The sequence below is a fragment of the Pseudomonas sp. A-RE-19 genome (genome assembly GCF_019956555.1).
Taxonomy (GTDB): Bacteria; Pseudomonadota; Gammaproteobacteria; order Pseudomonadales; family Pseudomonadaceae; genus Aquipseudomonas.
On record NZ_JAHBDQ010000033.1, the window covers coordinates 62,241 to 87,014 of the forward strand.

The 24,774-nt window shown below is 58.5% G+C and carries 15 protein-coding genes; 5 read left to right on the forward strand and 10 right to left on the reverse strand.

The features are described from left to right. Positions 1-203 precede the first annotated feature (203 nt). Entirely contained in the window at positions 204-3,143 is a 2,940-nt protein-coding gene (gene glnE / locus KGB14_RS19795) for a bifunctional [glutamate--ammonia ligase]-adenylyl-L-tyrosine phosphorylase/[glutamate--ammonia-ligase] adenylyltransferase (protein WP_223488403.1), read from the reverse strand. A 383-nt stretch (positions 3,144-3,526) separates the two neighbouring features. Here glnE and aceE point away from each other — a divergent pair, with 383 nt between their 5' ends. The 5 genes from aceE (at position 3,527) to msrA (ending at position 13,590) form a co-directional block, all read left to right on the forward strand. Further along, positions 3,527-6,172 carry a pyruvate dehydrogenase (acetyl-transferring), homodimeric type gene (aceE, locus tag KGB14_RS19800; RefSeq protein ID WP_223488404.1) on the forward strand — a complete coding sequence of 882 codons (2,646 nt, stop codon included), beginning with the start codon at positions 3,527-3,529 and terminating at the stop codon, positions 6,170-6,172. Positions 6,173-6,183: 11 nt separating this feature from the next. Then, a complete protein-coding gene (gene aceF, locus KGB14_RS19805; RefSeq protein ID WP_223488405.1) occupies positions 6,184-8,148 on the forward strand; it encodes a dihydrolipoyllysine-residue acetyltransferase in 1,965 nt (654 codons plus the stop codon). 284 nt (positions 8,149-8,432) lie between these two features. After that, positions 8,433-9,827 carry an alkaline phosphatase D family protein gene (locus KGB14_RS19810; RefSeq protein ID WP_223488406.1) on the forward strand — a complete coding sequence of 465 codons (1,395 nt, stop codon included), beginning with the start codon at positions 8,433-8,435 and terminating at the stop codon, positions 9,825-9,827. Positions 9,828-10,064: 237 nt separating this feature from the next. Then, the gene (locus KGB14_RS19815) at positions 10,065-12,758 is read left to right on the forward strand and encodes a putative bifunctional diguanylate cyclase/phosphodiesterase (protein ID WP_223488407.1); all 2,694 of its coding nucleotides are present in this window, start codon (positions 10,065-10,067) and stop codon (positions 12,756-12,758) included. A gap of 184 nt (positions 12,759-12,942) precedes the next feature. Then, entirely contained in the window at positions 12,943-13,590 is a 648-nt protein-coding gene (gene msrA, locus KGB14_RS19820; RefSeq protein ID WP_052965113.1) for a peptide-methionine (S)-S-oxide reductase MsrA, read from the forward strand. A 109-nt stretch (positions 13,591-13,699) separates the two neighbouring features. On the opposite strand, the gene KGB14_RS19825 is transcribed toward msrA, so the two are convergent. The 9 genes from KGB14_RS19825 to KGB14_RS19865 form a co-directional block, all read right to left on the reverse strand. After that, positions 13,700-14,536 (reverse strand): 23S rRNA (adenine(2030)-N(6))-methyltransferase RlmJ, encoded by an 837-nt coding sequence (locus KGB14_RS19825; RefSeq protein WP_008149676.1) that lies wholly within the window; start codon positions 14,534-14,536, stop codon positions 13,700-13,702. Positions 14,537-14,746: 210 nt separating this feature from the next. Continuing rightward, positions 14,747-15,070, reverse strand: coding sequence for a hypothetical protein (locus KGB14_RS19830; RefSeq protein ID WP_223488408.1), 324 nt, complete (start codon positions 15,068-15,070; stop codon positions 14,747-14,749). Between the two features lie 273 nt (positions 15,071-15,343). Then, positions 15,344-15,730 (reverse strand): contact-dependent growth inhibition system immunity protein, encoded by a 387-nt coding sequence (locus KGB14_RS19835; RefSeq protein WP_223488409.1) that lies wholly within the window; start codon positions 15,728-15,730, stop codon positions 15,344-15,346. A gap of 183 nt (positions 15,731-15,913) precedes the next feature. Beyond that, positions 15,914-16,330 (reverse strand): hypothetical protein, encoded by a 417-nt coding sequence (locus KGB14_RS19840; RefSeq protein WP_223488410.1) that lies wholly within the window; start codon positions 16,328-16,330, stop codon positions 15,914-15,916. Then, positions 16,330-16,785 carry a hypothetical protein gene (locus tag KGB14_RS19845; protein ID WP_223488411.1) on the reverse strand — a complete coding sequence of 152 codons (456 nt, stop codon included), beginning with the start codon at positions 16,783-16,785 and terminating at the stop codon, positions 16,330-16,332. Before KGB14_RS19845 ends, KGB14_RS19840 begins: the two co-directional genes overlap by 1 nt. Before the next feature lie 67 nt (positions 16,786-16,852). After that, entirely contained in the window at positions 16,853-17,170 is a 318-nt protein-coding gene (locus tag KGB14_RS19850) for a hypothetical protein (protein WP_223488412.1), read from the reverse strand. After that, positions 17,167-21,819 carry an RHS repeat-associated core domain-containing protein gene (locus KGB14_RS19855; RefSeq protein WP_223488413.1) on the reverse strand — a complete coding sequence of 1,551 codons (4,653 nt, stop codon included), beginning with the start codon at positions 21,817-21,819 and terminating at the stop codon, positions 17,167-17,169. Before KGB14_RS19855 ends, KGB14_RS19850 begins: the two co-directional genes overlap by 4 nt. Beyond that, positions 21,819-22,556, reverse strand: a complete 738-nt coding sequence (locus KGB14_RS19860) for a DUF4123 domain-containing protein (RefSeq protein ID WP_223488414.1) — start codon at positions 22,554-22,556, stop codon at positions 21,819-21,821. The genes KGB14_RS19855 and KGB14_RS19860 overlap by 1 nt, the downstream gene beginning before the upstream one ends. Next, positions 22,546-24,564: a type VI secretion system tip protein VgrG gene (locus tag KGB14_RS19865; protein WP_223488415.1), complete on the reverse strand. Its 2,019-nt coding sequence runs from the start codon at positions 24,562-24,564 to the stop codon at positions 22,546-22,548. Before KGB14_RS19865 ends, KGB14_RS19860 begins: the two co-directional genes overlap by 11 nt. Positions 24,565-24,774: the final 210 nt, after the last annotated feature.

A 24,774-nucleotide genomic window follows, 5' to 3' on the forward strand; every position in this document is an offset into this window, starting at 1 on the left:
CACATTGGGTATTGGTGCACATCCAGTGCGGTGCAGCTTAGCTCTTTGCCGGCTGCCTTCACTCCAAAAACACTGCAACTTTACTGTGGGAGCGAGCCTGCTCGCGATGGCGGCCTGACAGTCATCATAAATGTTGAATGTGACGGCCTCATCGCGAGCAGGCTCGCTCCCACAGGAGTATCAGGTGTTGCAAATATCTCGTTTCAGCTTAACCCCAGCTCGCGCCAGATCCGCATGACTTGCCGTCGTTCATCCACGAACTGGTCGCCCGGTATCACCCCGGCGTCCTTCTGCAAGGCCTCCCGGTGAGCGGCGGAACGATAGGCCTTATAGGCCTCACGCAACAGGCTGGCGTCTTCGGCAGGCATCAGCCCTTCCTCCTCCAGCCCTTCCAGAATGCGGATATTGTCGGTATAGCGCAGCAATGACGGATGCGCCTCGGACCACGCCAGAGCCGCGTATTGCACCATAAATTCAATATCGACGATACCTCCGGCGTCCTGCTTGAGATCGAACGGCGCCGTGGCCTCGAAGGCATTTGCCGCCGTACCCGCCGCAGTGCTCTTGGTGCCGAGGTTATCGCGCATCTTGGCGCGCATCTCACTGACCTCCTGACGCAAGGTCGGCAGGTCTCGCGGTTTAGCCAATACCGTCGCGCGAACTTTCTCGAACGCCTGACCGACATCCGCACTGCCCACCAGCACCCGCGCCCGCACCAGTGCCTGATGTTCCCAGGTCCAGGCTTCGTTTTCCTGATACCGGGCAAACGCCCCCAGGGAACTCACCAACAGACCGGACGCACCGGACGGCCGCAGGCGCATGTCCACTTCATACAGCTGACCGGAGTTGGTCTGGGCCGTCAGCAAGTGAATGATTCGCTGGCCAAGCCGGGTAAAGAACTGCGCGCCGTCGATGGGTTTCGGGCCGTCGGTTTCCGCCTGCGGATCCGCGTCATGGATGAACACCAGATCCAGGTCCGAACTATGTCCCAGCTCCAGACCGCCGACTTTCCCATAACCGACAATGATGAAACCAGGGTCGCACAAGGAGCCATCGATGCGCAGCGGCGCTCCGTATTTCGCCACCGTCTGGCGCCAGGCCAGGGCCAGCACTTGCTCGAGGATCGCCTCGGCAAGCCAGGTCAGGTAATCACTGACCTTCATCAACGGCAGGCTGCCGGCGATTTCCGACGCGGCGACGCGCAAGCGGTGCGCCAGTTTGAAATGTCGCAGGGCTTCCATTTGTTGCTCGAGGTCGTCTTCGGGAATCCGCGTCAGACGCTCGCGCAACTCGGCCGCCAGTTCCGGCGCCAGCGGCGGCTTGAACAACCGGCCTTCGTTGAGCAATTCGTCGAGCAGCAACGGGAAGCGCGTGATTTGTTCGGCAATCCACGGGCTCGCGGCGCACAGGGTCAGCAAGCGGCGCAGGGCGCCGGGGTTCTCGGTCAACAACACCAGGTAAGCAGAACGACGCGCCACGGCTTCCACCAGCGGTAGTACCCGTTCCAGCACCAGGTCTGGGCTGGCGTGTTCCACGGCCTGAGCCAGCAAGCGTGGAATAAAGGCATCGAGGCGCTCACGCCCCAGTCGCTGCATGGCGCGCAATTGCGGGCTGCCGCGCAGGCTGGCCAAGGCTTTCAGAGCTTTGGCAGCATCAGCGAACCCACCCTCTTCCAATTGACGACAGGCGGCGTCCTCGTCCTGCGCCTCTTCCCACAACGGCAGCCATTCCCCGCCGACCACCACTTCGCTCTCGGCGCCGTCCTCTTCGTCGGGATCGGCGATCACCTGAGCAAAGTGCCACGCCACCCGGCCACGCCAGTACATCAGCTGCTCGTGGAACGCCGTCCAGTTGGCAAAACCGAGCATAAAAGCAATGCGCGCCTGATCCTGCGGGCCATCCGGCAGCATCTGGGTCTGGCGGTCGGCAATCGCCTGGATCGCGTGCTCGGTGTAACGCAAGAATTCGTAGGCTTCACGCAACTCGCTGACCACTGCCGCCGGCAGGTAACCCTGGCCTTCGAGGGTGCTCAGTACTTTTAATAGAGGACGTTGCTGCAGGCTCAGGTCGCGACCACCGTGAATCAGCTGGAAAGCCTGGGCGATAAACTCGACTTCACGGATGCCACCGGAACCGAGCTTGATGTTGTCGGCCATACCCTTGCGCCGGACTTCCTGCTGAATCAGCTGCTTCATGGTGCGCAGCGCTTCGATGGCCGAGAAGTCCAGGTAACGCCGGTAAACGAACGGGCGCAGCATTTCTTGCAGTTGCGCCCCCGCCACTTGATCGCCGGCCACCACGCGCGACTTGATCATCGCGTAGCGTTCCCAGTCACGACCCTGATCCTGGTAATACTGCTCCAGCGCGTTGAAGCTCAGCACCAGCGCACCGGACGAACCGTAAGGCCGCAAGCGCATGTCGACGCGGAACACAAAACCGTCGACGGTCATCGGGTCCAGGGCCTTGATCAGACGCTGGCCGAGGCGAATGAAAAACTCCTGGTTATCCAGCGACCGCTTCACGCCGACGGTTTCACCGCCCTCGGGGTAGGCGAAGATCAAGTCGATGTCCGACGACAGATTCAGCTCCACCGCGCCGAGCTTGCCCATGCCGAGAATGACCATCTGCTGCGGCTCGCCGCTGCGGCGCCCGGTGGGCGTGCCGAACTGCTGGCAATGGCGCTGATACAACCACTGATAGGCCTGATCGATGCTGGCATCGGCCATGTCCGAGAGGTCACGACAGGTCTGGATCAGATCGGCCTGGCGGGTCAGGTCACGCCAGATGATCCGCACTTGCTGGCGTGCGCGCTGGCGACGCAGGGCGCGACCCAGTTGATCGTCGGTTTCGGCTGCGCTCACCGCCGTTGCAATCTGTGCGCACAACTCGCCCGGCGCAAAGGCGCGGTCCAGTTCGCCGGACTGCACCAGCTCAAGCAACATCAAAGGGTCACGCAGGCTCTGTTCAATGACAAAGTCACTGGCAGCGCTGACGCGGGCAAATTGCGCCCAGCGCTCAGGCGTCCAGGTGGACAGGCCATGATCATCGGGAAGAACACCGACGGTCGTGCGGAACGACTGCTCGGCACGGGTGACAAACGGCAGGAGTACGCCGGGCAGTTCGGCAAGCGAAGGGAGGCTCATGGTCTATCCTTGATCGGCGCGCGAAGGGCTGCATGTAGTGATTCGTGGAAATACGCTACGTGACCGACCGTCGAACAAAGGTTAGAAATAGCTGAAATTTGTTTATTTTTAGCAGCGACCATCCAGTCTTCACCTTTTTTGGTTGGCAAAAGAACAACCTTAACGATTATTCTCACAACGCAGCCGGAGGCCACAAGCCAATCTTCTGTAGTTTTACTACTCGTCTATACATTCGAAAGGCTGAAATGCCCGATGATTTGTAGTAAAACTACACGCCGCCGGAACAACCTCTCGGCAATCCAAGAATTTATATCGTCTGCCCACAAGGCCAGTCGCAAACTCAGGCAACCGATTCTGGAAGCCTTTCCGCCCTGGAGCAAGCCATGCAAGACCTCGATCCCGTCGAAACCCAGGAATGGCTGGACGCCCTGGAATCGGTTCTCGACAAAGAAGGCGAAGACCGCGCTCACTATCTGATGACCCGTATGGGCGAACTTGCGACCCGCAGCGGCTCGCAACTTCCTTACGCCATCACCACGCCGTACCGCAACACGATTCCCGTTACCCACGAAGCACGCATGCCTGGCGACCTGTTCATGGAACGCCGCATTCGCTCGCTGGTACGCTGGAACGCGATGGCCATGGTTATGCGCACGAACCTGAAAGATTCTGACCTGGGCGGTCACATCTCCAGCTTCGCCTCCAGCGCAACCCTGTATGACATTGGCTTCAACTATTTCTTCCAGGCCCCGACCGACGAACACGGCGGCGACCTGATCTACTTCCAGGGCCACACCTCGCCAGGCGTTTACGCCCGCGCATTCATGGAAGGCCGCATCACCGAAGACCAGATGAACAACTTCCGCCAGGAAGTGGACGGTCAGGGCCTGTCGTCCTACCCGCACCCATGGCTGATGCCTGATTTCTGGCAGTTCCCGACGGTATCCATGGGTCTGGGCCCGATCCAGGCGATCTACCAGGCACGTTTCATGAAGTACCTGGAAGCCCGTGGCTTCATCCCTGAAGGCAAGCAAAAAGTCTGGTGTTTCCTGGGCGACGGCGAGTGCGACGAGCCGGAATCCCTGGGTGCCATCTCGCTGGCTGGCCGCGAGAAGCTGGACAACCTGATCTTCGTCATTAACTGCAACCTGCAGCGCCTTGATGGCCCGGTTCGCGGCAACGGCAAGATCATCCAGGAACTCGAAGGCGTGTTCCGCGGCGCTCAGTGGAACGTGACCAAAGTCATCTGGGGCCGTTTCTGGGACCCACTGTTGGCCAAAGACGTCGACGGTATCCTGCAACGCCGCATGGACGAAGTCATCGACGGCGAGTACCAGAACTACAAAGCCAAAGACGGCGCGTTCGTGCGTGAACATTTCTTCAACTCGCCAGAACTCAAGGCGATGGTTGCAGACTTGTCCGACGACGAGATCTGGAAACTCAACCGTGGCGGCCACGACCCGTACAAGGTCTACGCGGCGTACCACGAAGCGGTCAACCACAAAGAACAACCGACCGTCATCCTGGCCAAAACCATCAAAGGTTATGGCACCGGCGCCGGCGAAGCGAAGAACACTGCGCACAACACCAAGAAAGTTGATGTTGAAAGCCTGAAGCTGTTCCGCGATCGCTTTGACATTCCAGTCAAAGACGAAGAGCTGGAAAACCTGCCGTTCTTCAAACCGGAACCCAACAGCGCCGAAGCCCGTTACCTGAGCGAGCGCCGCACTGCACTGGGCGGTTTCGTGCCACAGCGTCGCGCGCAGAGCTTCAGCGTGCCGACTCCGTCCCTCGATACCCTCAAGGCCATTCTTGATGGTTCGGGCGACCGTGAAATTTCCACCACCATGGCCTTCGTGCGGATCCTCGCTCAATTGGTCAAGGACAAGGACATCGGCCCGCGCATCGTTCCGATCATCCCGGACGAAGCCCGTACCTTCGGTATGGAAGGCATGTTCCGTCAGTTGGGCATCTACTCGTCCGTCGGCCAGCTCTACGAGCCAGTCGATAAAGACCAGGTGATGTTCTACAAAGAAGACAAGAAGGGCCAGATCCTCGAAGAAGGCATCAACGAAGCAGGCGCCATGAGCTCCTTCATCGCTGCCGGTACTTCGTACTCCAGCCACAACCAGCCAATGCTGCCGTTCTACATCTTCTACTCGATGTTCGGCTTCCAGCGTATCGGCGACCTGGCCTGGGCCGCTGGCGACAGCCGTACCCGTGGCTTCCTGATCGGCGGCACCGCCGGCCGGACCACGCTGAACGGCGAAGGCCTGCAACACGAAGACGGTCACAGCCATATCCTGGCTGCCACCATCCCGAACTGCCGCACCTTTGATCCAACCTACGGCTATGAGCTGGCGGTGATCATTCAGGACGGCATGAAGAAAATGACCGAAGAGCAACAGGACGTTTTCTACTACATCACCGTGATGAACGAGTCCTACCAGCAGCCGGCCATGCCTAAAGGTGTCGAGGAAGGCATCATCAAGGGCATGTACCTGCTCGAGGAAGACACCCGCGAAGCGGCGCACCACGTTCAGCTGATGGGCTCCGGCACCATCCTGCGTGAAGTCCGTGAAGCGGCGAAGATCCTGCGTGAAGAGTTCAACGTCGGCGCTGACGTGTGGAGCGTTACCAGCTTCAACGAACTGCGTCGCGATGGCCTGGCCGTCGAGCGCAGCAACCGTCTGCACCCGGGCCAGAAGCCTAAACTGAGCTACGTCGAAGAGTGCCTGAACGGCCGTAAAGGTCCGGTCATCGCTTCTACCGACTACATGAAGCTGTTCGCTGAGCAAATTCGTCAGTGGGTCCCGTCCAAGGAATTCAAAGTCCTGGGCACCGATGGTTTCGGCCGCAGTGACAGCCGCAAGAAGCTGCGTCACTTCTTCGAAGTCGATCGTCATTTCGTGGTGTTGGCAGCCCTGGAAGCTTTGGCTGACCGTGGTGATATCGAACCTAAAGTGGTGGCTGAAGCCATCGCCAAGTTCGGCATCAACCCGGAAAAACGCAACCCACTGGACTGCTGAGGAGACACTCTGTGAGCGAACTCATTCGCGTACCTGACATCGGCAGCGGTGAAGGTGAAGTAATTGAACTGTTTGTGAAGGTCGGCGACCGTATCGAAGCCGACCAGAGCATCCTGACACTTGAGTCGGACAAGGCGAGCATGGAAGTGCCTGCGCCGAAGGCCGGTATCATCAAGAGCCTGAAAGTGAAGCTGGGCGATCGCCTGAAAGAAGGCGACGAACTGCTGGAGCTGGAAGTCGAAGGTGCCGCTGCTGCGGCCCCGGCCCCTGCGGCTGCCGCTGCGCCGGCTGCCAAGGCTGCATCTGCACCTGCCGCCGCGAAAGCGCCGGCTGCTCCAGCCGCAGCGCCTGCTGCAGCTGCCAGCGTTCAGCAAGTGCACGTGCCGGACATCGGTTCGGCAGGCAAGGCCCAGATCATCGAGATCCAGGTCAAGGTCGGCGACACCGTCGCGGCTGATCAGTCGCTGATCACCCTGGAATCCGACAAGGCGAGCATGGAAATCCCGTCGCCTGCCGCTGGCGTAGTCAAGGCCATCAGCGTCAAGCTCAACGACGAAGTCGGCACCGGCGACCTGATTCTGGACCTGGAAGTGGCGGGTGCTGCGGCGTCTGTTGCTGCCGCTCCGGCTCAGGCTGCTGCTCCGGCTGCGGCCGCTGCGCCTGCTCCGGCAGCCGCTCCAGCTGCACCGGTTGCCGACAGCATTCAGGACATCCACGTTCCGGACATCGGTTCGGCCGGCAAGGCCAAGATCATCGAAGTGTTGGTCAAGGCTGGCGACAGCGTTGAAGCCGACCAGTCGCTGATCACCCTGGAATCCGACAAGGCGAGCATGGAAATTCCATCGCCTGCCGCTGGCGTGGTGGAAAGCGTTTCCATCAAGCTGGATGACGAAGTCGGTACCGGCGACCTGATCCTGAAGCTGAAAGTCAAAGGCGCGGCACCTGCTGCGGCTCCGGCTCCAGCCGCTGCTGCACCTAGTGCTCCTGCCCCTGCCGCCGCAGCGCCTGCTGCTCCGGCACCGGCCGCACCTGTTGCTGCACCAGCCAAGCCAGGCGCCAAGGTTCACGCAGGCCCGGCTGTACGCCAACTGGCCCGCGAGTTCGGTGTCGAGCTGAACGCTGTCGGCGCCAGCGGTCCGCACGGTCGCATCCTGAAAGAAGACGTGCAGGTTTACGTCAAAGCCATGATGCAGAAAGCCAAGGAAGCACCGGCCGCTGCGGCTGGCGCAACCGGCGGCGCGGGCATCCCGCCGATTCCGGTCGTGGACTTCAGCCGCTTCGGTGAAACCGAAGAAGTGCCGATGACTCGCCTGATGCAAATCGGCGCGTCGAGCCTGCATCGCAGCTGGCTGAACATTCCTCACGTGACTCAGTTCGATTCGGCTGATATCACCGAACTGGAAGCGTTCCGTATCGCTCAGAAAGCCGTTGCAGAGAAGGCTGGCGTCAAGCTGACCATCCTGCCGCTGCTGCTCAAATCCTGCGCGCACCTGCTCAAGGAACTGCCGGACTTCAACAGTTCGCTGGCACCAAGCGGCAAGGCGATCATCCGCAAGAAGTACGTGAACATCGGCTTCGCGGTCGACACCCCTGAAGGCCTGCTGGTACCGGTCATCAAAAACGTCGACCAGAAGAGCCTGTTGCAACTGGCAGCCGAAGCCGCTGCGCTGGCTGCCAAAGCCCGCGACAAAAAGCTCACCGCTGACGACATGCAAGGTGCCTGTTTCACCATTTCCAGCCTCGGCCACATTGGCGGCACCGGCTTCACGCCGATCGTCAACGCGCCGGAAGTGGCGATCCTCGGTGTTTCCAAGGCAACCATCCAGCCAGTCTGGGACGGCAAAGCCTTCCAGCCGAAACTGATGCTGCCGCTGTCGCTGTCCTACGATCACCGTGTGATCAACGGCGCCGCTGCTGCACGCTTCACCCAGCGTCTGAGCAGCCTGCTGGCGGATATCCGCACCATCCTGCTGTAACACCGGCCGGCCCTCCTTTATCGGAGGGCCTGTCGCGTTCCATGTTTTCCGAGCGCCACGCTCGTACCTCAACCCCGCCAATTTGGCGGGGCTTTTTTTGCCTTGAAGAAAGCCCCTCCTCCGAGTTTTATTCCTACAGCCAAGGCTTACGCCGCCTACAACTCAAGTCCACTTCCGCCCGATATTTTTTACCAGCCAACAACTAGGCTTAGTTGGGATAACTTCCAACAAAAATTTCGACAACTTAATTTTCTTAGTTAGCATTACTTCGAATGGATTCGAACATGTTCAAACCTACTGTCGGCCCGATTATTGGCCACACCACAACTAACCATGCCCGTATTTTCTTGCGCGGTGAATCGCAGAACGATGCCTTGGTATTTGCAGGCATCCGTTATCGACGCACCGGTGAGGAATACTGGTCCAAAGGCGCATTTGCAAAACTGACCGTCTTGCGTGACATGTCTGATGTGATTGCGCTCAACAACCTGACAACCGATACCGACTATGAATATCAGGCCGGCTGGTTCAGCCCCATGAACCCGGTGCATACCGTCGAGTCGGTTCAGGAGCTGCCGCTGCAATGGCCGCGCGAGATCTACCGCTTTCGCACGCAGTCCAGCAAAACCACCAAACCGCGGGCCTATGTCGTCGGTTCATGTCGTTACCTGCGCATGACCGCCGGCATTGCCTCGGCCCCGCACCTGGGCGACCGGATTTTTGCCTCGATCACCAGCCTGGCGGAAAGTGCCGAACCGCCTGTCAGCGCCATGCTGATGACTGGCGACCAAATATACGTCGATGACTTGAACCTCGTGGCCCCCGACCGGGAATACAAAGACATTCTCAGCAAATATCGCACGGCTTTTTCACAGCCACATATTTCGACGTTAATGTCCGGCATGCCCACTTACATGATCCTCGACGATCATGAAATTGAAGACAACTGGCCGGCCAATGAAAGTAAAGCCGATGCTTACTTATACAAAAATGCCATGGCGGCGTATGAGTTATATCAAGCCAGCCACAGCCCCGCGCATGAGCTGCTTGCCAACGGACAAATAAGCAGAAAACTGCAACAGTATTGGTATCAGTTCTACGAAGGCGATATCGAGTGGTTTATCACCGACAGCCGAACCCGACGCAATCTAGCGGCCAGCGACCGGCGCATCCTCGATGAAGAGCAGGAACAGGCACTGTTCAAATGGCTGATCAATAGCCCGGCCCGGGTCAAATTCGTGGTCACCAGCGTCATGTTCTACCCCGACCGCAAATTTAACGGCGATGACGCCTGGAAAGCCTTCCCGGAACAACGACTACGGCTGCTGGAGACGATTCGTACGCACGGCATCAAGAACGTCTTCTTCATTTCCGGCGATGTCCACGGCTCGCTAACCAGTCGCCTGACTCACAGCGAGGACCCGGATTTCGAAGTCCATACCCTCGTGTCTTCACCGCTGTGCAACAGCAAACTGCTGCCATACGCCAAGGCATCCACCTTCATCCTCGACCAGGCGCTGGCCCGAACAGCTGCGGGAGACTATCGGCATGAGCTGACCAGCGACGTGATCAGTCAGGACAACTTCGCGCATCTGGTCGTCGATGCCGAGCAAGTTCGCGTCAATTATCACGATCGGGATGGCCAGTTACTGCAGTCGATAAGCATCAAGTTGCGTTGATCCCGGAATAGATCGCAGCCTTGCAGGAGCTGCCGAAGGCGGCGATCTTTTCGGCCAGATACATTACTTCTGGCCCCTCGCTGGAGAAATCTTCTCGCCTGCCGACACATTCTTATAGCACTTGGCCTTCATGTCTCTTGTCAGTCGGTGTTGCAATGATGCAACCTTGCCGCAGACAACAGTAAAGAGGGCGAGAGCCCGGCGCGATCAGCATATTCGAAGCGAGTTTCCCTCCATATGAAGAGCCAACCCGATGCCGCCAGCCGTATGGTGGCCGAGGTAGTGACACAGTTGCCTGTGCCCTCGCGGCTCGGCATGCTGCGTTTCGAACGGCTGAATGAACCGAGCTGGGCGCTGCTGTTTCTCGATCCCAATTGCGAACGACAGTTTGGCCTGCCCGCCGTGGAGCTCTGTGCCCTGGTCGGCTCGCCCTATGCCAGCCTGATGGAGCCCGAAGCGCGCTATCAACTGCACGACACGATCCAGCAGCAACTCACCGATAGCCCGCATTACCTGATCCGCTACACCTTGCACACCGCCGCAGGCGTCCTGAGCCTGCTGGAACTGGGCGAAGCGTACAAACAACACAATCGACACCTGCTGCGCGGCTACCTGATGGTGGTGGACGGTCTGTTCGATGGCGAACCGCTGCTGCCGGCGCTGGATCTGGAAACCCAGAACTCACGCCTGCAAATCGCCCTGGAACTCAATCAACGCGCCCAGCAGGAACAGCTGCAGCACCTGGACCGGGTGCGCGCACAACAAGATCTGATCCTGCTGCTGACCCGCCAGCGCTACAGCAGCAACAATTCCCTGCAAGAAGCCGCCGAACTGATCACCCGCAGCGCCTGCGATATCTATGAAGTCGACTGTGCCAGCCTGTGGAACCTCGATGGCTCGCTACTGACGCCGATCTCCGCCTATCACCGCGTCACCCGGGCTCACCGACTGCCGGAGCCGATCGACGCCAGCGGTTTTCCCGATTACCTCGACGCCTTGCACACCGGGCGCGCCATCGACGCCCACAACGCCATGCGCGACCCGCGCACCCGGGAAATAGCCGAGAGCCTGCGCCCGCGCGACGTCAACGCCATGCTCGACGCCAGCATCCGCGTCGACGGCCAAGTGGTCGGCGTGCTCTGCCTGGAACAGATCGGTGCGACCCGCGCCTGGCAGTCGGACGAAATCGCCTTTGCCGGCGAACTGGCGGATCAGTTCGCCCAGGTCATCAACAACCACAACCGCCGCACCGCCACCAGCGCCCTGCACCTGTTCCAGCGTGCGGTGGAGCAAAGCGCCAACGCCTTTCTGCTGGTCAATTGCGACGGCGTGGTGGAGTACGTCAACCCTAGCTTTACCGCGATCACCCAGTACACCACCGAGGAAGTCCACGGCCAGCGGCTGTCGGAACTGCCGGCGCTGGAAAACCTCAGCGAACTGCTGTTCGACGCGCCGTCGGCACTGGCCAAGAGCAACAGTTGGCAAGGCGAGTTCAAGAGCCGACGCAAAAACCTCGAACCCTACTGGGGCCAGCTGTCGATTTCCAAGGTCTACGGCGACAACCGTGAGCTGACGCACTACATCGGCATCTACGAAGACATAACCCAGACCAAGCTCGCCCAGCAGCGCATCGAGCGCCTGGCCTACACCGACAACCTGACCAACCTCGGCAACCGCCCGGCGTTCATCCGCAACCTCGACGAACGCTTCGCCCGCGACAGCGATACGCCGATCAGCCTGCTGCTGGTGGACATCGACAACTTCAAGCGGATCAACGACAGCCTCGGCCACCAGACCGGCGACAAACTGCTGATCAGCCTGGCGCGACGCTTGCGCAACAGCCTGAGCCCGAGCGGCAGTCTGGCGCGCTTCGCCAGTAACGAATTCGCGGTGCTGCTGGACGACACTGACCTCTCGGCCGGCCAGCAGGTTGCCAACCAATTGCTGGCAACCCTCGACAAGCCGATGTTCGTCGACAATCAGCTGATCAGCGTCACCGGCTCCGTGGGCCTGGCCTGCGCGCCGCTGCATGGTCGCGACCCGCAGACGCTGATGCGCAACGCCGGCCTGGCGCTGCACAAGGCCAAGGCCAACGGCAAACACCAGGTGCAAGTCTTCACTGAAGCGCTGAATGCCGAGGCCAGCTACAAACTGTTCGTCGAAAACAACCTGCGCCGCGCCCTGACCCAGAACGAGCTGGACGTGTTCTACCAGCCCAAGCTGTGCCTGCGCAGCGGTCGCTTGCTGGGCATGGAAGCGCTGCTGCGCTGGAACCATCCGGAAAAAGGCATGATCCGCCCGGATCAGTTCATCAGCGTTGCCGAAGAAACCGGGCTGATCATCCCGATCGGCAAATGGATCGCCCGCCAGGCCTGCCGCATGAGCAAAGACCTGACCGCCGCCGGCCTGGGCAACCTGCAGGTGGCGATCAACCTGTCGCCCAAGCAGTTCTCCGACCCGGACCTGGTGGCGTCCATCGCCAACATCCTCAAGGAAGAAGAGCTGCCGGCCAACCTGCTGGAGCTGGAGCTGACCGAAGGCCTGCTGCTGGAAGCCACCGAAGACACCCACTTGCAGCTCGACCAGCTCAAGCGTCTGGGCCTGACCCTGGCGATGGACGACTTCGGCACCGGTTACTCGTCGCTCAGTTACTTGAAAAAATTCCCGATCGACATCATCAAGATCGATCGAAGCTTCATCCACGAAATCCCGGATAACCAGGACGACATGGAAATCACCTCCGCAGTGATCGCCATGGCCCACAACCTGAAACTCAAGGTCGTGGCTGAAGGCATCGAGACGGCCGAGCAGCTTGCGTTCTTACGGCGCCATCGCTGCGACGTCGGCCAGGGCTACCTGTTCGACCGACCGATCCCGGGTGCAGAGCTGATCGAAAAGCTCAAACGCTACCCGCGCGGCCCAATCGCCTGAGCACACCGCAATCCCTGTGGGAGCGAGCCTGCTCGCGATAGCGATCTATCAGTGACGTGGATTCTGACTGACACACCGCTATCGCGAGCAGGCTCGCTCCCACAGGGGTAGTGCGTAACTGACCGGCATTAGGCACACTGGCAGTCTGTTTATTTACATCTCAACCTGACTGAGAGGACTGATCATGGTTCTGCGCTCGGAAATTCTGGTGAACAAAAACGTGCTCCCCACTAAAGAACAAGCTCTGCCTGGCCGCGAAACCCCAATGACCGTGCCGGAAAAGCACTTCGTTCATGACGCGCCGTTGCTGGGCCCGTTCGCGATGGACGTGGATTTCGCGATCTTTGGCCTGGGCTGTTTCTGGGGCGCGGAGCGCAAGTTCTGGCAGCGCGAAGGCGTGGTCAGTACGGCGGTGGGTTACGCCGGCGGCTTTACGCCAAACCCGACGTATGAAGAAGTCTGCTCGGGCCTGACCGGCCACAGCGAAGTGGTACTGGTGGTCTACGAGCCGGCAAAAGTCAGCTACGAACAGTTGCTGAAGATGTTCTGGGAACTGCACAACCCGACCCAGGGCATGCGCCAGGGCAACGACATCGGCACCCAGTACCGCTCGGTGATCTATGCCACCAACCCGGCGCAACTGGCTGCGGCCAAGCACAGCGAGCAAGTATTCCAGGCCGAGCTGACCAAGGCTGGCAAAGGCACCATCACCACCGAAATCGAAGAAGCGCCGACGTTCTACTTCGCCGAGGCGTATCACCAGCAGTACCTGGCGAAAAACCCTGAAGGGTATTGCGGGATTGGCGGTACAGGCGTGACTTGCCCGATCTGACGCCATAAAGCAAAAGATCGCAGCCTTCGGCAGCTCCTACACGGTTTTGCATTCACCCTGTAGGAGCTGCCGAAGGCTGCGATCTTTTGATCTTGCTTGGCGACTCGCCTTATTCGGCAATCAACCAATCCATCTGCCACCCACCCTGAGTCTGACCAAGCTTCTTGGACAACCACGGCAGCAACTCACGCAATTCCTCTTCCAGCCCCCAAGGCGGATTGGCAATCGCCAACCCCGAGCCATTCAGGCTATTGGGCGTATCCAGCGGATGCACCAACAACTCCACCCGCAACAACTTCGGCGCGCCCGTGCCGGCCAAGTCCTGATAGAACCGCCGCAACATGCGCTGATCCTTCACCGGGTACCAGATCGCCGCCACCGTCTGCCGCATCCGGCCAATCGCTTCTTTCAACGACGCCGCACAACGCTGCATCTCATCGAGCTGCTCGAACGGCGGATCAATCAACATCACCGCCCGCTTCTCCTGCACCGGCAACATCGCCCGCGGCACATGCCAGCCTTCGCCCAAGTGAACCTTCACCCGACGATCACCGGCCATGTTGTCCTTGAGCAGCAAGCCGTCTTCGGGGTGCTTCTCATTGAGCATCACCCGATCCTGCGGCCGCGTCAGCCGCCGCGCCAGCTCCGGCGACCCCGGGTAATAGCGCAACTGGCCATCCGGGTTCATGTCGTGCAGCACCTTCATGTAATCGGCGGTCAACGCCGGCAAATCCGGCTGATCCCACAACCGCGCGATGCCTTCCAGGTACTCACCGGTACGACTGGCCTGATCGCCCTGCAGGTCATACAGACCAATACCGGCGTGCGTATCGAGATAGGCAAACGGCTGCTCCTTGCGCGACATCAGGGCGATGATGCGGGTCAAAGTCAGGTGTTTGAACACATCGGCGTGATTGCCGGCATGGAAGGCGTGACGATAATTCATGATTGCTCCTGCGAAGGCCGGGAAGTTTACCTTGTACGGCGCCGAACGTCAGGGCCTCACAGCCGAGCGGACAATCTGCCCGGCAATCACCCCAACACAAGAGCAAGGGGGTGATCCCAACCCCCTGTAGGAGCTGCCGAAGGCTGCGATCTTTTGATCTTGCTTTTGTGGCGAGGGAGCAAGCTCTCTCGCCACAAAAGCCACTCGGCGCTAGTCCGAAGGCCGAGCCCGCAACCGCCGCCCAATCACATCCAACACATCACACCCATCCCGCAACGGAATGGCACACAGCAACGCAAAATCACTAAGAATGAACGACTCGCACTCGACCGAACCACGCATGGACATGTTTTCCAGCACCTGAGTGACGGCGCGAATTCGATAGTTGGCAGCGTCGTATAAAACATCGAGCGGCGCGTGGGTATCGACGAACAGCGTGGGCATGTCGGTGCAGTTGCCGGTGAGGGCCATGAAGCGGTTTTGGGGGTGGGGGATTGGTTTTTCGTAGGGTGGATCGGGGTGAAGATTTTTCATTTTCAAGTTCCAAAGGCAGTAAATGGGGACTGCCATCAGCCTTCCTACAGACTGGGGTGGCAGCTATGCGCGGGGTAGGAATATCGAGGCCTTTGGAAAACTCGACCACGCCGAAGCGTGCCCGCGCACAACCGCCGCAACTGATCTTACGGACGCACGTTAACGGCCGCAAACCACGCTTCGACGCCAATACATTTCCAACGACTTTGAAGGGTTCCTACACCCCGCCACTGAATTTTCAGTGACTGCAAAAGACTATCGATGGAAAACATTTCACACCAGTTCATGGAAACCGATACGAGTTGAAGGAAACTTCCGACGGGCTTGCCCGGAAATTTCGCTACCCTTGACATCGTGCATGGTCAACTCGACTAGCCAATCTTTCAGCGATATGACGAACCAAAGTTCGCCTGATTTCCATGCATGCCAGTAGCAGTAGTAACAGCTCAACTCCTTGAGCAAATAATCTCGCAATACAAGTTCTTCTTTCCGCTGGCTAAGTAGAATATTGAGCTCGTGTTGCACCACCAATAGATCCTCAGTATCGAAGTCAGCTAAAAAAGCATCAATCACCTGCTCAGCTGTGGCATGTTCGACAGTCCAATCTTGATGAAAATAGGCTCCAAAAAAATCGTGCAACTCAGGAAACTCTTTACTCATATCTCCTGAATCTCGCGAGAAAATTGGATAGCCTTATGTAGGTTCCTGACACCCACCCTGGAATTCCGTCCTCTTAAAAGTAAGTGCCAACGAAAAGCCGAGAAAAATATTTACTTATTACCGATAAGAATCGCAAATATTACAGTCAAGTATTACATTTATCTCTAGCTTAAGCACTAGCCATCACCAAGTTGAAAAGTCCTCCTGACTCGCTTCATACAGATCATCAACCCACGCTTCGGATAACTTGAGGTACACATCTTCAAAAAACGCCCTTGGATTTTGCATGTCATCCCACCCAGGAGGAAGCAAGGAATGAGACATCGGATCATGTTCCAAAATTTCGGAAAAGACACTCGAATCACCATCAAGAGCCTCTCCCAACACAAAGAACAAAACAAACTTGTGCCGATAACTCAACGCAGCGAAGCGCTTTACAATAAACCGAGATATTAAAAATTCTCTATCTGAAGGACAGTCAGGATCGTACGCCGACAATTCAACCCCAAGACTCTCCTCTCGATCATATATATCGAACCCACCGAGAAAGTGCTCCAAACATGGATTATATGGAACATTCAGATACGGATGCATCAGCATTAAATTTTCTCTATTGGATAAAGCGCTATAGGCTGCAATGTCTCAAAGTCGAATTTCATCTCAAAGGCATTCATCTGAGGAATGAAACGCGGATTGGTTGGATCTAAAGGATTAGGCTCATATCCCTGACCTACATTTTCAGCCTCCATTCTTACTAGCAAATTTCCTTTACTATCCTCTCCAGTAAAACGAGACATTTTTCTAGTCTCCCTTGTCATCGCTTCATTATATGCATTCAACTGCGCCCTATAACTTATAAATTTAGAGCTTGGAACGCCTCTCCACTTTTTGCTTTCACCATGAAGTTCGCACTGAGTGGGTTGCTGCTGAACAGCAGAACTCGAATTTTCCGCTCCATTCGTATCCGCAATTCGCACTTCAGCATCCTTTTTATATCTACTAAAAATACCCCTAAGAAATTCACCTATCAAAATAATCTCCTTTTTTTCATGCACTTCATCTCCGCAACCGACATCTGCCCCACAAATCGAACAAAGGAGACCGATTTATTTTTCTTATTCTTCAATCACACTTTTCAACAGTGTATCCGCTCGCTACCACCGTCAAAACAATGTTGCATTCGCGAGCACAAGTGAAGCAGTAGTTTAGCCCAGCTTCCGAAGAATCAATCAAAACTAACTCCTTCGACAACGGCGTCTCATCCATCACAAACATCTCTGACACCTCCGCACCTATTGCTCCAACAGACTTGAAGCCTAAAACATTCTCAAAAATAATTACCCAACGCTCCTCCTGCCAATCAAGAAATTCTATAAAAACGCGTTCGCGCTCACACGTCATCTTTTCAATAGTGCCGTCTGAAACTGGAAATTCTGTCATTTCGATGTTCCTGGATGTTTCTCACCGGCAACGAAGCCAGTTCCGTGACCGAGTTGATAACCGTCAGGTTTGACTTTGATAACAGCCTTCTTTTTATCCGCCTGACTCCAACTTAAATTATTAGGTTTGAGCTCTAAATGATAGTGTTCACCATGATGCCTCGCATTAAATGGCCCAGCATCTCCTGGATGACTTTCAAATCTAATAATAGTGTCCGCGTTAGGTCGCCACGTCATTCTTTGACTTCCATGCTGAGTCTGTGAAATTTTGGGCTGGACGCCTAACACCTCCGTAAGCTCGTTTGGATCTTCTGGAAATTGGGTGTAAGCCTTCGGCTGCGCTGGCTCAACCTCATCAACCTTAACGCCAGTCGTATCATCCGGCGCAGAACACCCAGGCTTATTCGGCGGCGGGCAATTCCCGCTCAACCCCAACGGATCAACCCACCCCGTCGGATTCGGCGTGTATTGATACTGGTTCAGCCCACCCGCCAGCTTGATCGGGTCCGGCGTCAGATACCGACCAACCTCCGGATCATAGTACCGATGCCGGTTGTAGTGCAGACCGCTTTCGGTATCGAAGTACTGCCCCTGGAAACGCAATGGCTGGTCGAGCTGCTCGCCCCCGCCGAACGCCAGGTGCGTGACTTTGCCGTAGGCGTTGTACTTCGCTGACCACACGATCTCGCCACCGTAATCCGTCAGTTCCTGCGGTGTGCCGAGGTGATCGAGTTGGTAATAAAACGGGCAGGCCTTTTTCGGGCCTTTGCCGTCGAGCATGGCCAGCGGGCGGAAGGTGCCCGGCTCATAGACGTAGCTGCGGTAATGCTCGCGGCTGCTTTCAGCAACGAGGTTGTCGCCCTGCCAGAAAAACTCGGTGGTTTTGCCGTCGACGGTTTTGGCGATGCGGCGGCCGAAGGCGTCGTAGCGGTAACTGGAGCATCGGCCGTCCGGGGTGGTGATGCCGATCAGCCGGTGCTGGCAGTCGTAGCGATACTCGGTGACCAGTTTTTGCGCGGTGCCGCGGCGTTCGCGGATGAGGTTGCCGAAGGCGTCGTAGTCGTAATGACGGTCGCCTTGCATCAGCAGGCGATTACCCAGCACCTTCGCAACGCCGGGCCGGTTCTGCATCAGCAGGTTGCCGGCGGGGTCGTGGGCGAAGGTTTCCGGTGGGTCGTCGCGGGTGTGGCGCACGCGGGTCAGGCGGTTGAGTGCGTCGTAGTAATAGCTGCGCTGGCCATGACGGCTGTCGGCGATGGTTGCCAGGTTGCCATTGACTGCGTAGCTGTAGTGACGCATGTAAAACGGACGGGATTGCTGGTTGATGGCGTGGGCTTGCAACCGGCCTTGTTCGTCGTAGTGATATTGGCTGGTGAGCTGACCTTGTTGACGCTGCTGTTCGCGACCGAACGCGAACTGGTGGGTGGTGAGCCGCGCGCCGTTGAGGTCAATGGCCGTCAGCGCGCCACCCTTGGCGTGGTGGTAATCGAGTTTGCTGCCGTCCGGCAGGCGCAGGCGATTGAGCTGGCCGCAGGCGTCGTAGCCATAGCGCAAGGTGCCCCAGCCCTGGTGCTCGGTGATCAGGCGATCCTGCTGGTCGTATTCGAATTCCAGCGGATGGTCGTGGCCGTCGTCGACACTGGTCAGTCGGCCCAGCGAGTCGTAGCGATAGTCGACCTGGATGCCATCGGGCAGGGTCTTGACCAATAGGCGTCCGACCGAATCCCGTAGATACCCGGTGATCAGCTGCGAGTCGTCATCACCGAACTCGGTTTTCTCCAGCAGGTGGCCGTTGAGATCGTAGGCGTACGCGGTGCGGCGGCCGTCGAAGCCGGTTTCCTGTCGGATCAGGCCGTTGGGCGTGTAGTCCAGGCGATATTTTTCGCCGGATTCGTTTTCGATTTCCGTCAGCAGCAGCTGCGCGTTGTCGTAGCGATACTGGAGCTGGGTGCCATCGGGGTTGATCCGGCGACTGACCAGATGCAGATCGTCGACGTATTCGTAGCGGGTGACGCGGCCCAGTTCATCGCGTTCGGCGGTGATCTTGCCGTAGGCGTTGTAGCTGTAGGCGCGGCTGGCGCCGGTAGGCAAAGTCGTCTGGATCAGTCGGCCAACGGCATCCCACTGGGACTTGGTGACCGCGCCATGTTCGTCCTGACGGGTCGTCTGCCGCCCCAAGACATCGTAGGAAAACCGCCTAACACCACCGTCCGGCAGCGTTTCCTCAACCAGTTGCCCCAAACCGTTCCAGACGAACACATGCCGGCTGGTGTCCGGGTAACGGATCGACAGCAAGCGCCCCTGAGGGTCGTAGTGATAATGGGTGGCCTGACCATCGGGATCGGTGGCCTCGGTGACATCCCCCTGCGCATTGCGCTGATATTTCCACACCGCTTTACCGCGATAGCGCGCATGCAGGAAACCATTGCGATACTCGTACGCCGTCGGCTCGTCTTCCGGCGGAATCAGCGCCACCAGCCGTCCGACTTCGTCGTAACGGTATTCGGTGACGGCCCCGAGCGGATCCTGCTCGGCAATCAGCCGACCCTGATCGTCATAGGCCTTGAGGTGTTCGCCGCCATCCAGCTCGACCTTGCGCACCAGCCGCGCCCTATCGTCGTGGACGTAAACCTCTTCGCTGCCATCGATGTTCTGGACGGTGACGCTACCCTGGTCATCCCAGACATAACGCGTGTCCATCTGCGAAAACGACGCCCAGTGGCGAACACATCTGGCCGCCTTGCCGGACCTTTCCCACTCCCAGAAGAAACTCGCCCCACCGGCCAATTGCCGCTGCAGGATCACGTGCTGATCGTCGTAGTCGTAGCGTTCGCTCTCACCGGCGGCGTTGCTCGCCTCGATCAGTTGAGCGCATTCGTCGTAGCGGTAACTGACCAGCGTTTGCTCGGTGTGCCAGGCCTCGTCGAGGGTCTGCGCCGGGACAAACACCTGATAGTCGACGGCGATCAGATGAGCGCGGTCATAACGCAACAGCAAGGCGCGGCCGGCACCGTTGTCGAGGCGCTGGATGCGTTCCTGGCGGTCGCGGGTGATGCGCAAGCGGTTGTCGTACGCGTCGCTGATCGCCGTCAGCCGACCGTGATGAAAGTGATAAAAACGTGCATCTTCGCCAGCCTGGGCGAGGATCAATTCCTCGGGGGCAGCGCCGAGATAAATCGCCGCGCGCGAGAGGCTGTTGTGGATCGCCGGGCGTTCAGCGGACGGGATAGGGAAAGTGGTGCGGCGGTTTTCGTGGTCGATCCAGATGACCTGATCACCGTCGATTTCCAGTCGATGGGCGAGCGAATGGCTCCAGCCAAAACCCAGGCCGCAGTCGATCTCGGCGGCGCTGGTGCGATAGAGCCGGGTGAAGTCGAACGGCAGGATGCCGTCCAGGGAACCGTCGGTGAGGGTCAGCAGTTCTTCGCCGGTAACCATCGATACCGGGCAGCCATTTTTGCAGGTCGACGGCGCGCAAGTGGCGCTGTCGCCGTTGGGGTTTTTCGCTTGATCGGGGGAGTCGTCGTGGTGTTCGTCTTTCTTCAGCGCAGCGTTGCGACGTGCGCTCCAGCTCAATTGCATCCGGCCTTTTTTCATGCCCGCCGCGATGCCACGCGCGGCGACTTTTTTGTAGCGGTCGACGTAGCTGATGAAGTTATTGATGATCGTGAAAATCGCCTTCACGAGACGCAGAACGGCACTGAGTAACTGCGCGGCTCGATCAGCCAAGCGCATCGTCAAATAGGCGATGCCGGCGCCCGCCCCGGCGAACGTCAGGACGATGCCAATCAGGATGTCGATCAATAGCTGCACCACCATCATCGACACCGCTTCGGCGGTTTTGCCGGCGATTTCGCTCGGTGGCAGCATGTCCAACCACAGGCTGGCGCAGCGCACCAGCAGGCACAGCGCTGCTTCGTCACTGGCTAGCAACTGGGCTTTTTCCATGACATCCGGTGCAGTTTTTGCGAGCTTTTCCAGCTGCGCGGCGCTTTCACCCAACCGCTCTGCGAACCTCGCCGGTTCCTTGAGAATGTCTGACAGCAGGCTGATGCCGTCCCACACACCCTCGACCGCCGCCCAACTTCCCGCGAGCATTCCATTGCCTACAGCAACCGAAGACGATTGCGACCACTTCGGTTTGAACGTCTGCCATTCATCGCGCAGCCAGCCGTCGAGTTCCTTCGTCAGGCTATCGTAGGAAGAGAAAAGATCTTCAACTTGCTGCGGTGTGACTTCGTTGTGGACGTGAACGCGGTAGAACTTGCCCTCTTCCCCTCGGAACATTCCCTTGCCGTTTTTATCGAGTGTGACCGGCGTCGACTTACCGCCATCCATGGCAATCACATCGACCTGAATATCCCCCACGGGAATGTCATAAACCGATTCGAACTTGCTCTCGATCTCGAGCTTTCCGCCTTTCGGGCACTGGACGACGGTGGAGAGAAAGTCGTCGTCGCCACTGCTCACCACGGTGCTGGCATCGCCGAATCTGATGATCCGTTCCATGCCCATCAGCGACGGCAGATCGGCGGCGCGACTGGCCGTATCTGCCGCCCGGCTGAACCAGTGCTTGAGTTGTTCACGGTAGAGGGACAGGGTGTTCGGAAAACTGTCGAGCTCCTGCTCGATGCGCACAATCTGATCCATCAGCTCAGCTCCGCCATCAGGTAATCCACCAACGCTTGTTTCGGTGCTTGGGGCAGGTCCGGCGCGTCAAGAAAACTCGCGGCCTTGCGCCGCAAAACGCTTTCGGAAAACGCTTCAAACAGGTCCGGGCGGTCTTCGCTCAGCCACTTCAGCAGGTTGTTGATTCGGGTGATTTCAGACTGTGCGGCGAGCTGTTCCAACAACGTCGCCGGGACTTTCCACCATGGAAAAACGAGGGAGGTTTTCAGCGCGCGACCACCGATCTCGAGCGCCTGGCCATTGATCAGGCAACGCCCGATCAGCGGCAGCAGCTGCACGGAATCGACCTCGGCGGATTGCAGAATTGGCAGCAGATAGCGCCCATCCCAGAACCGAAAAAACACCTTGTCGCCATTGGGCAGCAGCGCTTGTGTGAGAGAGCGAAGGTGCTCGACCAGCGCTTGATGACTGGCCGCAGAGACCGCCAACCAACCCCAGTCACGAGACTCAGTAGTGGCGACCCACTCCAGAAACTCACTATCCGCAGCGACGATTCCGACATAGGGCATCACCGCTTCCCACTCGGCGTACGCGGTATCGGCCCAGATCGGGCTCGGCACTTGAGCTGAGATCGAGCGTTGCCAGGCTTTGAACGGTTCAGCAGCACTGGCACTGCTGAAAATCGCGAACAGTTGCTCCGACGGTTGCAGCGGCTGGCGCTCCAGCCAGGCGTGAGGTGACAAGGCATCAGGCGGCACAGATACCGTCCTTGCAGCGCTCACATTCTTCGCAGAACGGCGCATCGCTTTGCAGGCTGAGTATTTGTGCGGCACTGAGGAGCGCCGCCGGGGCGGCGGCGAGTTTCAACGGAACATCCGGCAGGCTCGGTGCCGAAGCCATGGCCGCCATCGGTGCACCACCGACCTGGATCGGCACGCTGCTGAAAATCCCGCCGGGGCCGATGTTGATCCACTGCCCACCCGCCTGAATGGTCGCGCTGGCGCCGCCGTCGATGACCACTTGCTGGCCGGCGCTGACGTGAAACTGCTGACTGGCGTTGAGGGCCTGACTGGTCACGCGAATGTGCCGGTCACCGGCCACCACCAAGTGATCGTCCAGCCGCACTTCGGTCTGGCGCTGACCGTGGGTGATGCGCTTTTCGTCAGCCTTCAGTTCATGGCGGGCGGTGCCGGTGACGACGATGCTGCGGGCGTTATCGACCTGCACCTGTTGATCATTCAGTACGTGCTGGGTCCAGTTTCGCTGGGCTCGCAGGTAGATTTCCTCGGCGCCCTTGCGATCTTCGATGCGTACTTCGTTGTAACCGCCGCCACCGGGACTGCTTTGGCTGCGGAAAATGCTGCGGGTCTTGTCCGCCGGCAGATCGAGCGGCACCGGGGTCGCCGCGTTGGGCAGGCAACCCATCACCAGCGGTTTGTCCGCATCGGCATCGACGAACCCCACCAGCACTTCCATGCCGACGCGTGGAATCATCACACTGCCGTAGCGGTCATGCGCCCAGCCAGTGGCGACACGCAACCAGCAACTGGAATGCTCGTTGAGCTGACCATCACGGTCCCAGGCGAGCTGAACCTTGACCCGACCGTACTCGTCGCAATGGATTTCGCTGTCAGTCGGGCCGGTGACCACCGCAGGTTGATAGCCGAGCATGCGCGGCTTTTCTGGCCCCAGTGGCGGGCGAAAGGAAACGTCCCACGGCGTCGCCAGAAAGGTATTGCGATAACCCTGGAAATCATCCGGGCTGTCGCTGGTGGCCGACTCTTCCAGCACCTGCGGTTGCCGGCCCCGGTGCTCGATTTCGGTGATCAACCACAGGTCATTCCACGCCTGGCGCGGGTGTTCGGCGAGGTGTAGGAAATGCCCACTGACCAACGCAGATTCGTCGCCACGACCTTCGGCCTGGCGGTAATCTGCTCCGTGGCGCTCCAAGGCCCGTTGCGCCAGATGCTTGCCATGTTCGCGATCAGTGAATTGGCCGGGGAAGTGGTAGTCCTCAAGCACCGGGCGCTGCTCGCTGTCGAGGCGGCTTTCGAGTTGCAAACGCGGTTTACGGAAGTCGTAGTCCCGGCGAGTGACCGCTGTGGTCCGGGTTTCCAGCCGCACGTTGAAACGCTTGATCGCCGGCGCATCTGCCGCCATCCCACTGCCTGGCAGGTACAGCGTCGGCTCGGGCAGCCGGGGGAAAACCGTCTGGTCATCGCCGAACACCAACAGATGCCCATCGAGGCTGTGCTGGAAGTGGTAGTGAATACCCACCTCGGCACACAGCCGCTGAATGAACGCCAGATCGCTTTCGGCGTACTGCACGCAATACTCGCGCTCGGGGTAGTCGCTGCCGAGCCGGAACTCGAAGGCATCGCGCTGGATGCCGTGGTCTTTGAGGATTTGCGCGACGATCGTCGGCACGCTTTTGTGCTGGAAAATCCGCTGATTGATACGCCGGCCGAGGTACGCCAGACGCGGCACGAGACTGATTTGGTAGCCCGTCAGACGTTGGCCGGAATCGCTTTGGCCAACGCGAAAAATCTGACCATGAATACCGGAGCCTTGCCCATCGATACTCAGAAAGGCCTGACGGTGCAGCAGGCTTTCGAGGTCAATGTCGGGCCGTTCGCTGACCAGTTCCAGGTCAAAGCGGTAGGGTTGACTGATGGATTCCTTGCCCGTGAACTCAAGCACCTTGAGCTCATTCTGGACGCCGTCGAGGGTCAACGTGAAACGCGGTTGATTGGCAGGCGCGAACATCCGATGTGTCTCTGCAGAATGAAGGCGGGCGATTCTGCATGAGCGACAAGGGGTGTTGATGGAGTGACAATAAAATCAGATTTTCCCTACTTTTTTAGGGATTTTTCCTTCAGGAATAAGTGTGTTTGGCTACAGACATCTCCTTCAAAACCAACACTAACCCCTGTGGGAGCGAGCCTGCTCGCGATGGCGTCGGTAGATTCAACAAGG

Coding starts and splice junctions, on each gene's coding strand:
- KGB14_RS19865 (WP_223488415.1), bottom strand. CDS start 24,564: ATGTTCGCGCCTGCCAATCAACCGCGTTTCACGTTGACCCTCGACGGC.
- KGB14_RS19850 (WP_223488412.1), bottom strand. CDS start 17,170: ATGACAGAATTTCCAGTTTCAGACGGCACTATTGAAAAGATGACGTGT.
- KGB14_RS19815 (WP_223488407.1), top strand. CDS start 10,065: ATGAAGAGCCAACCCGATGCCGCCAGCCGTATGGTGGCCGAGGTAGTG.
- msrA (WP_052965113.1), top strand. CDS start 12,943: ATGGTTCTGCGCTCGGAAATTCTGGTGAACAAAAACGTGCTCCCCACT.
- glnE (WP_223488403.1), bottom strand. CDS start 3,143: ATGAGCCTCCCTTCGCTTGCCGAACTGCCCGGCGTACTCCTGCCGTTT.
- KGB14_RS19835 (WP_223488409.1), bottom strand. CDS start 15,730: ATGAGTAAAGAGTTTCCTGAGTTGCACGATTTTTTTGGAGCCTATTTT.
- KGB14_RS19840 (WP_223488410.1), bottom strand. CDS start 16,330: ATGCTGATGCATCCGTATCTGAATGTTCCATATAATCCATGTTTGGAG.
- KGB14_RS19810 (WP_223488406.1), top strand. CDS start 8,433: ATGTTCAAACCTACTGTCGGCCCGATTATTGGCCACACCACAACTAAC.
- KGB14_RS19830 (WP_223488408.1), bottom strand. CDS start 15,070: ATGAAAAATCTTCACCCCGATCCACCCTACGAAAAACCAATCCCCCAC.
- KGB14_RS19855 (WP_223488413.1), bottom strand. CDS start 21,819: ATGGATCAGATTGTGCGCATCGAGCAGGAGCTCGACAGTTTTCCGAAC.
- aceE (WP_223488404.1), top strand. CDS start 3,527: ATGCAAGACCTCGATCCCGTCGAAACCCAGGAATGGCTGGACGCCCTG.
- KGB14_RS19825 (WP_008149676.1), bottom strand. CDS start 14,536: ATGAATTATCGTCACGCCTTCCATGCCGGCAATCACGCCGATGTGTTC.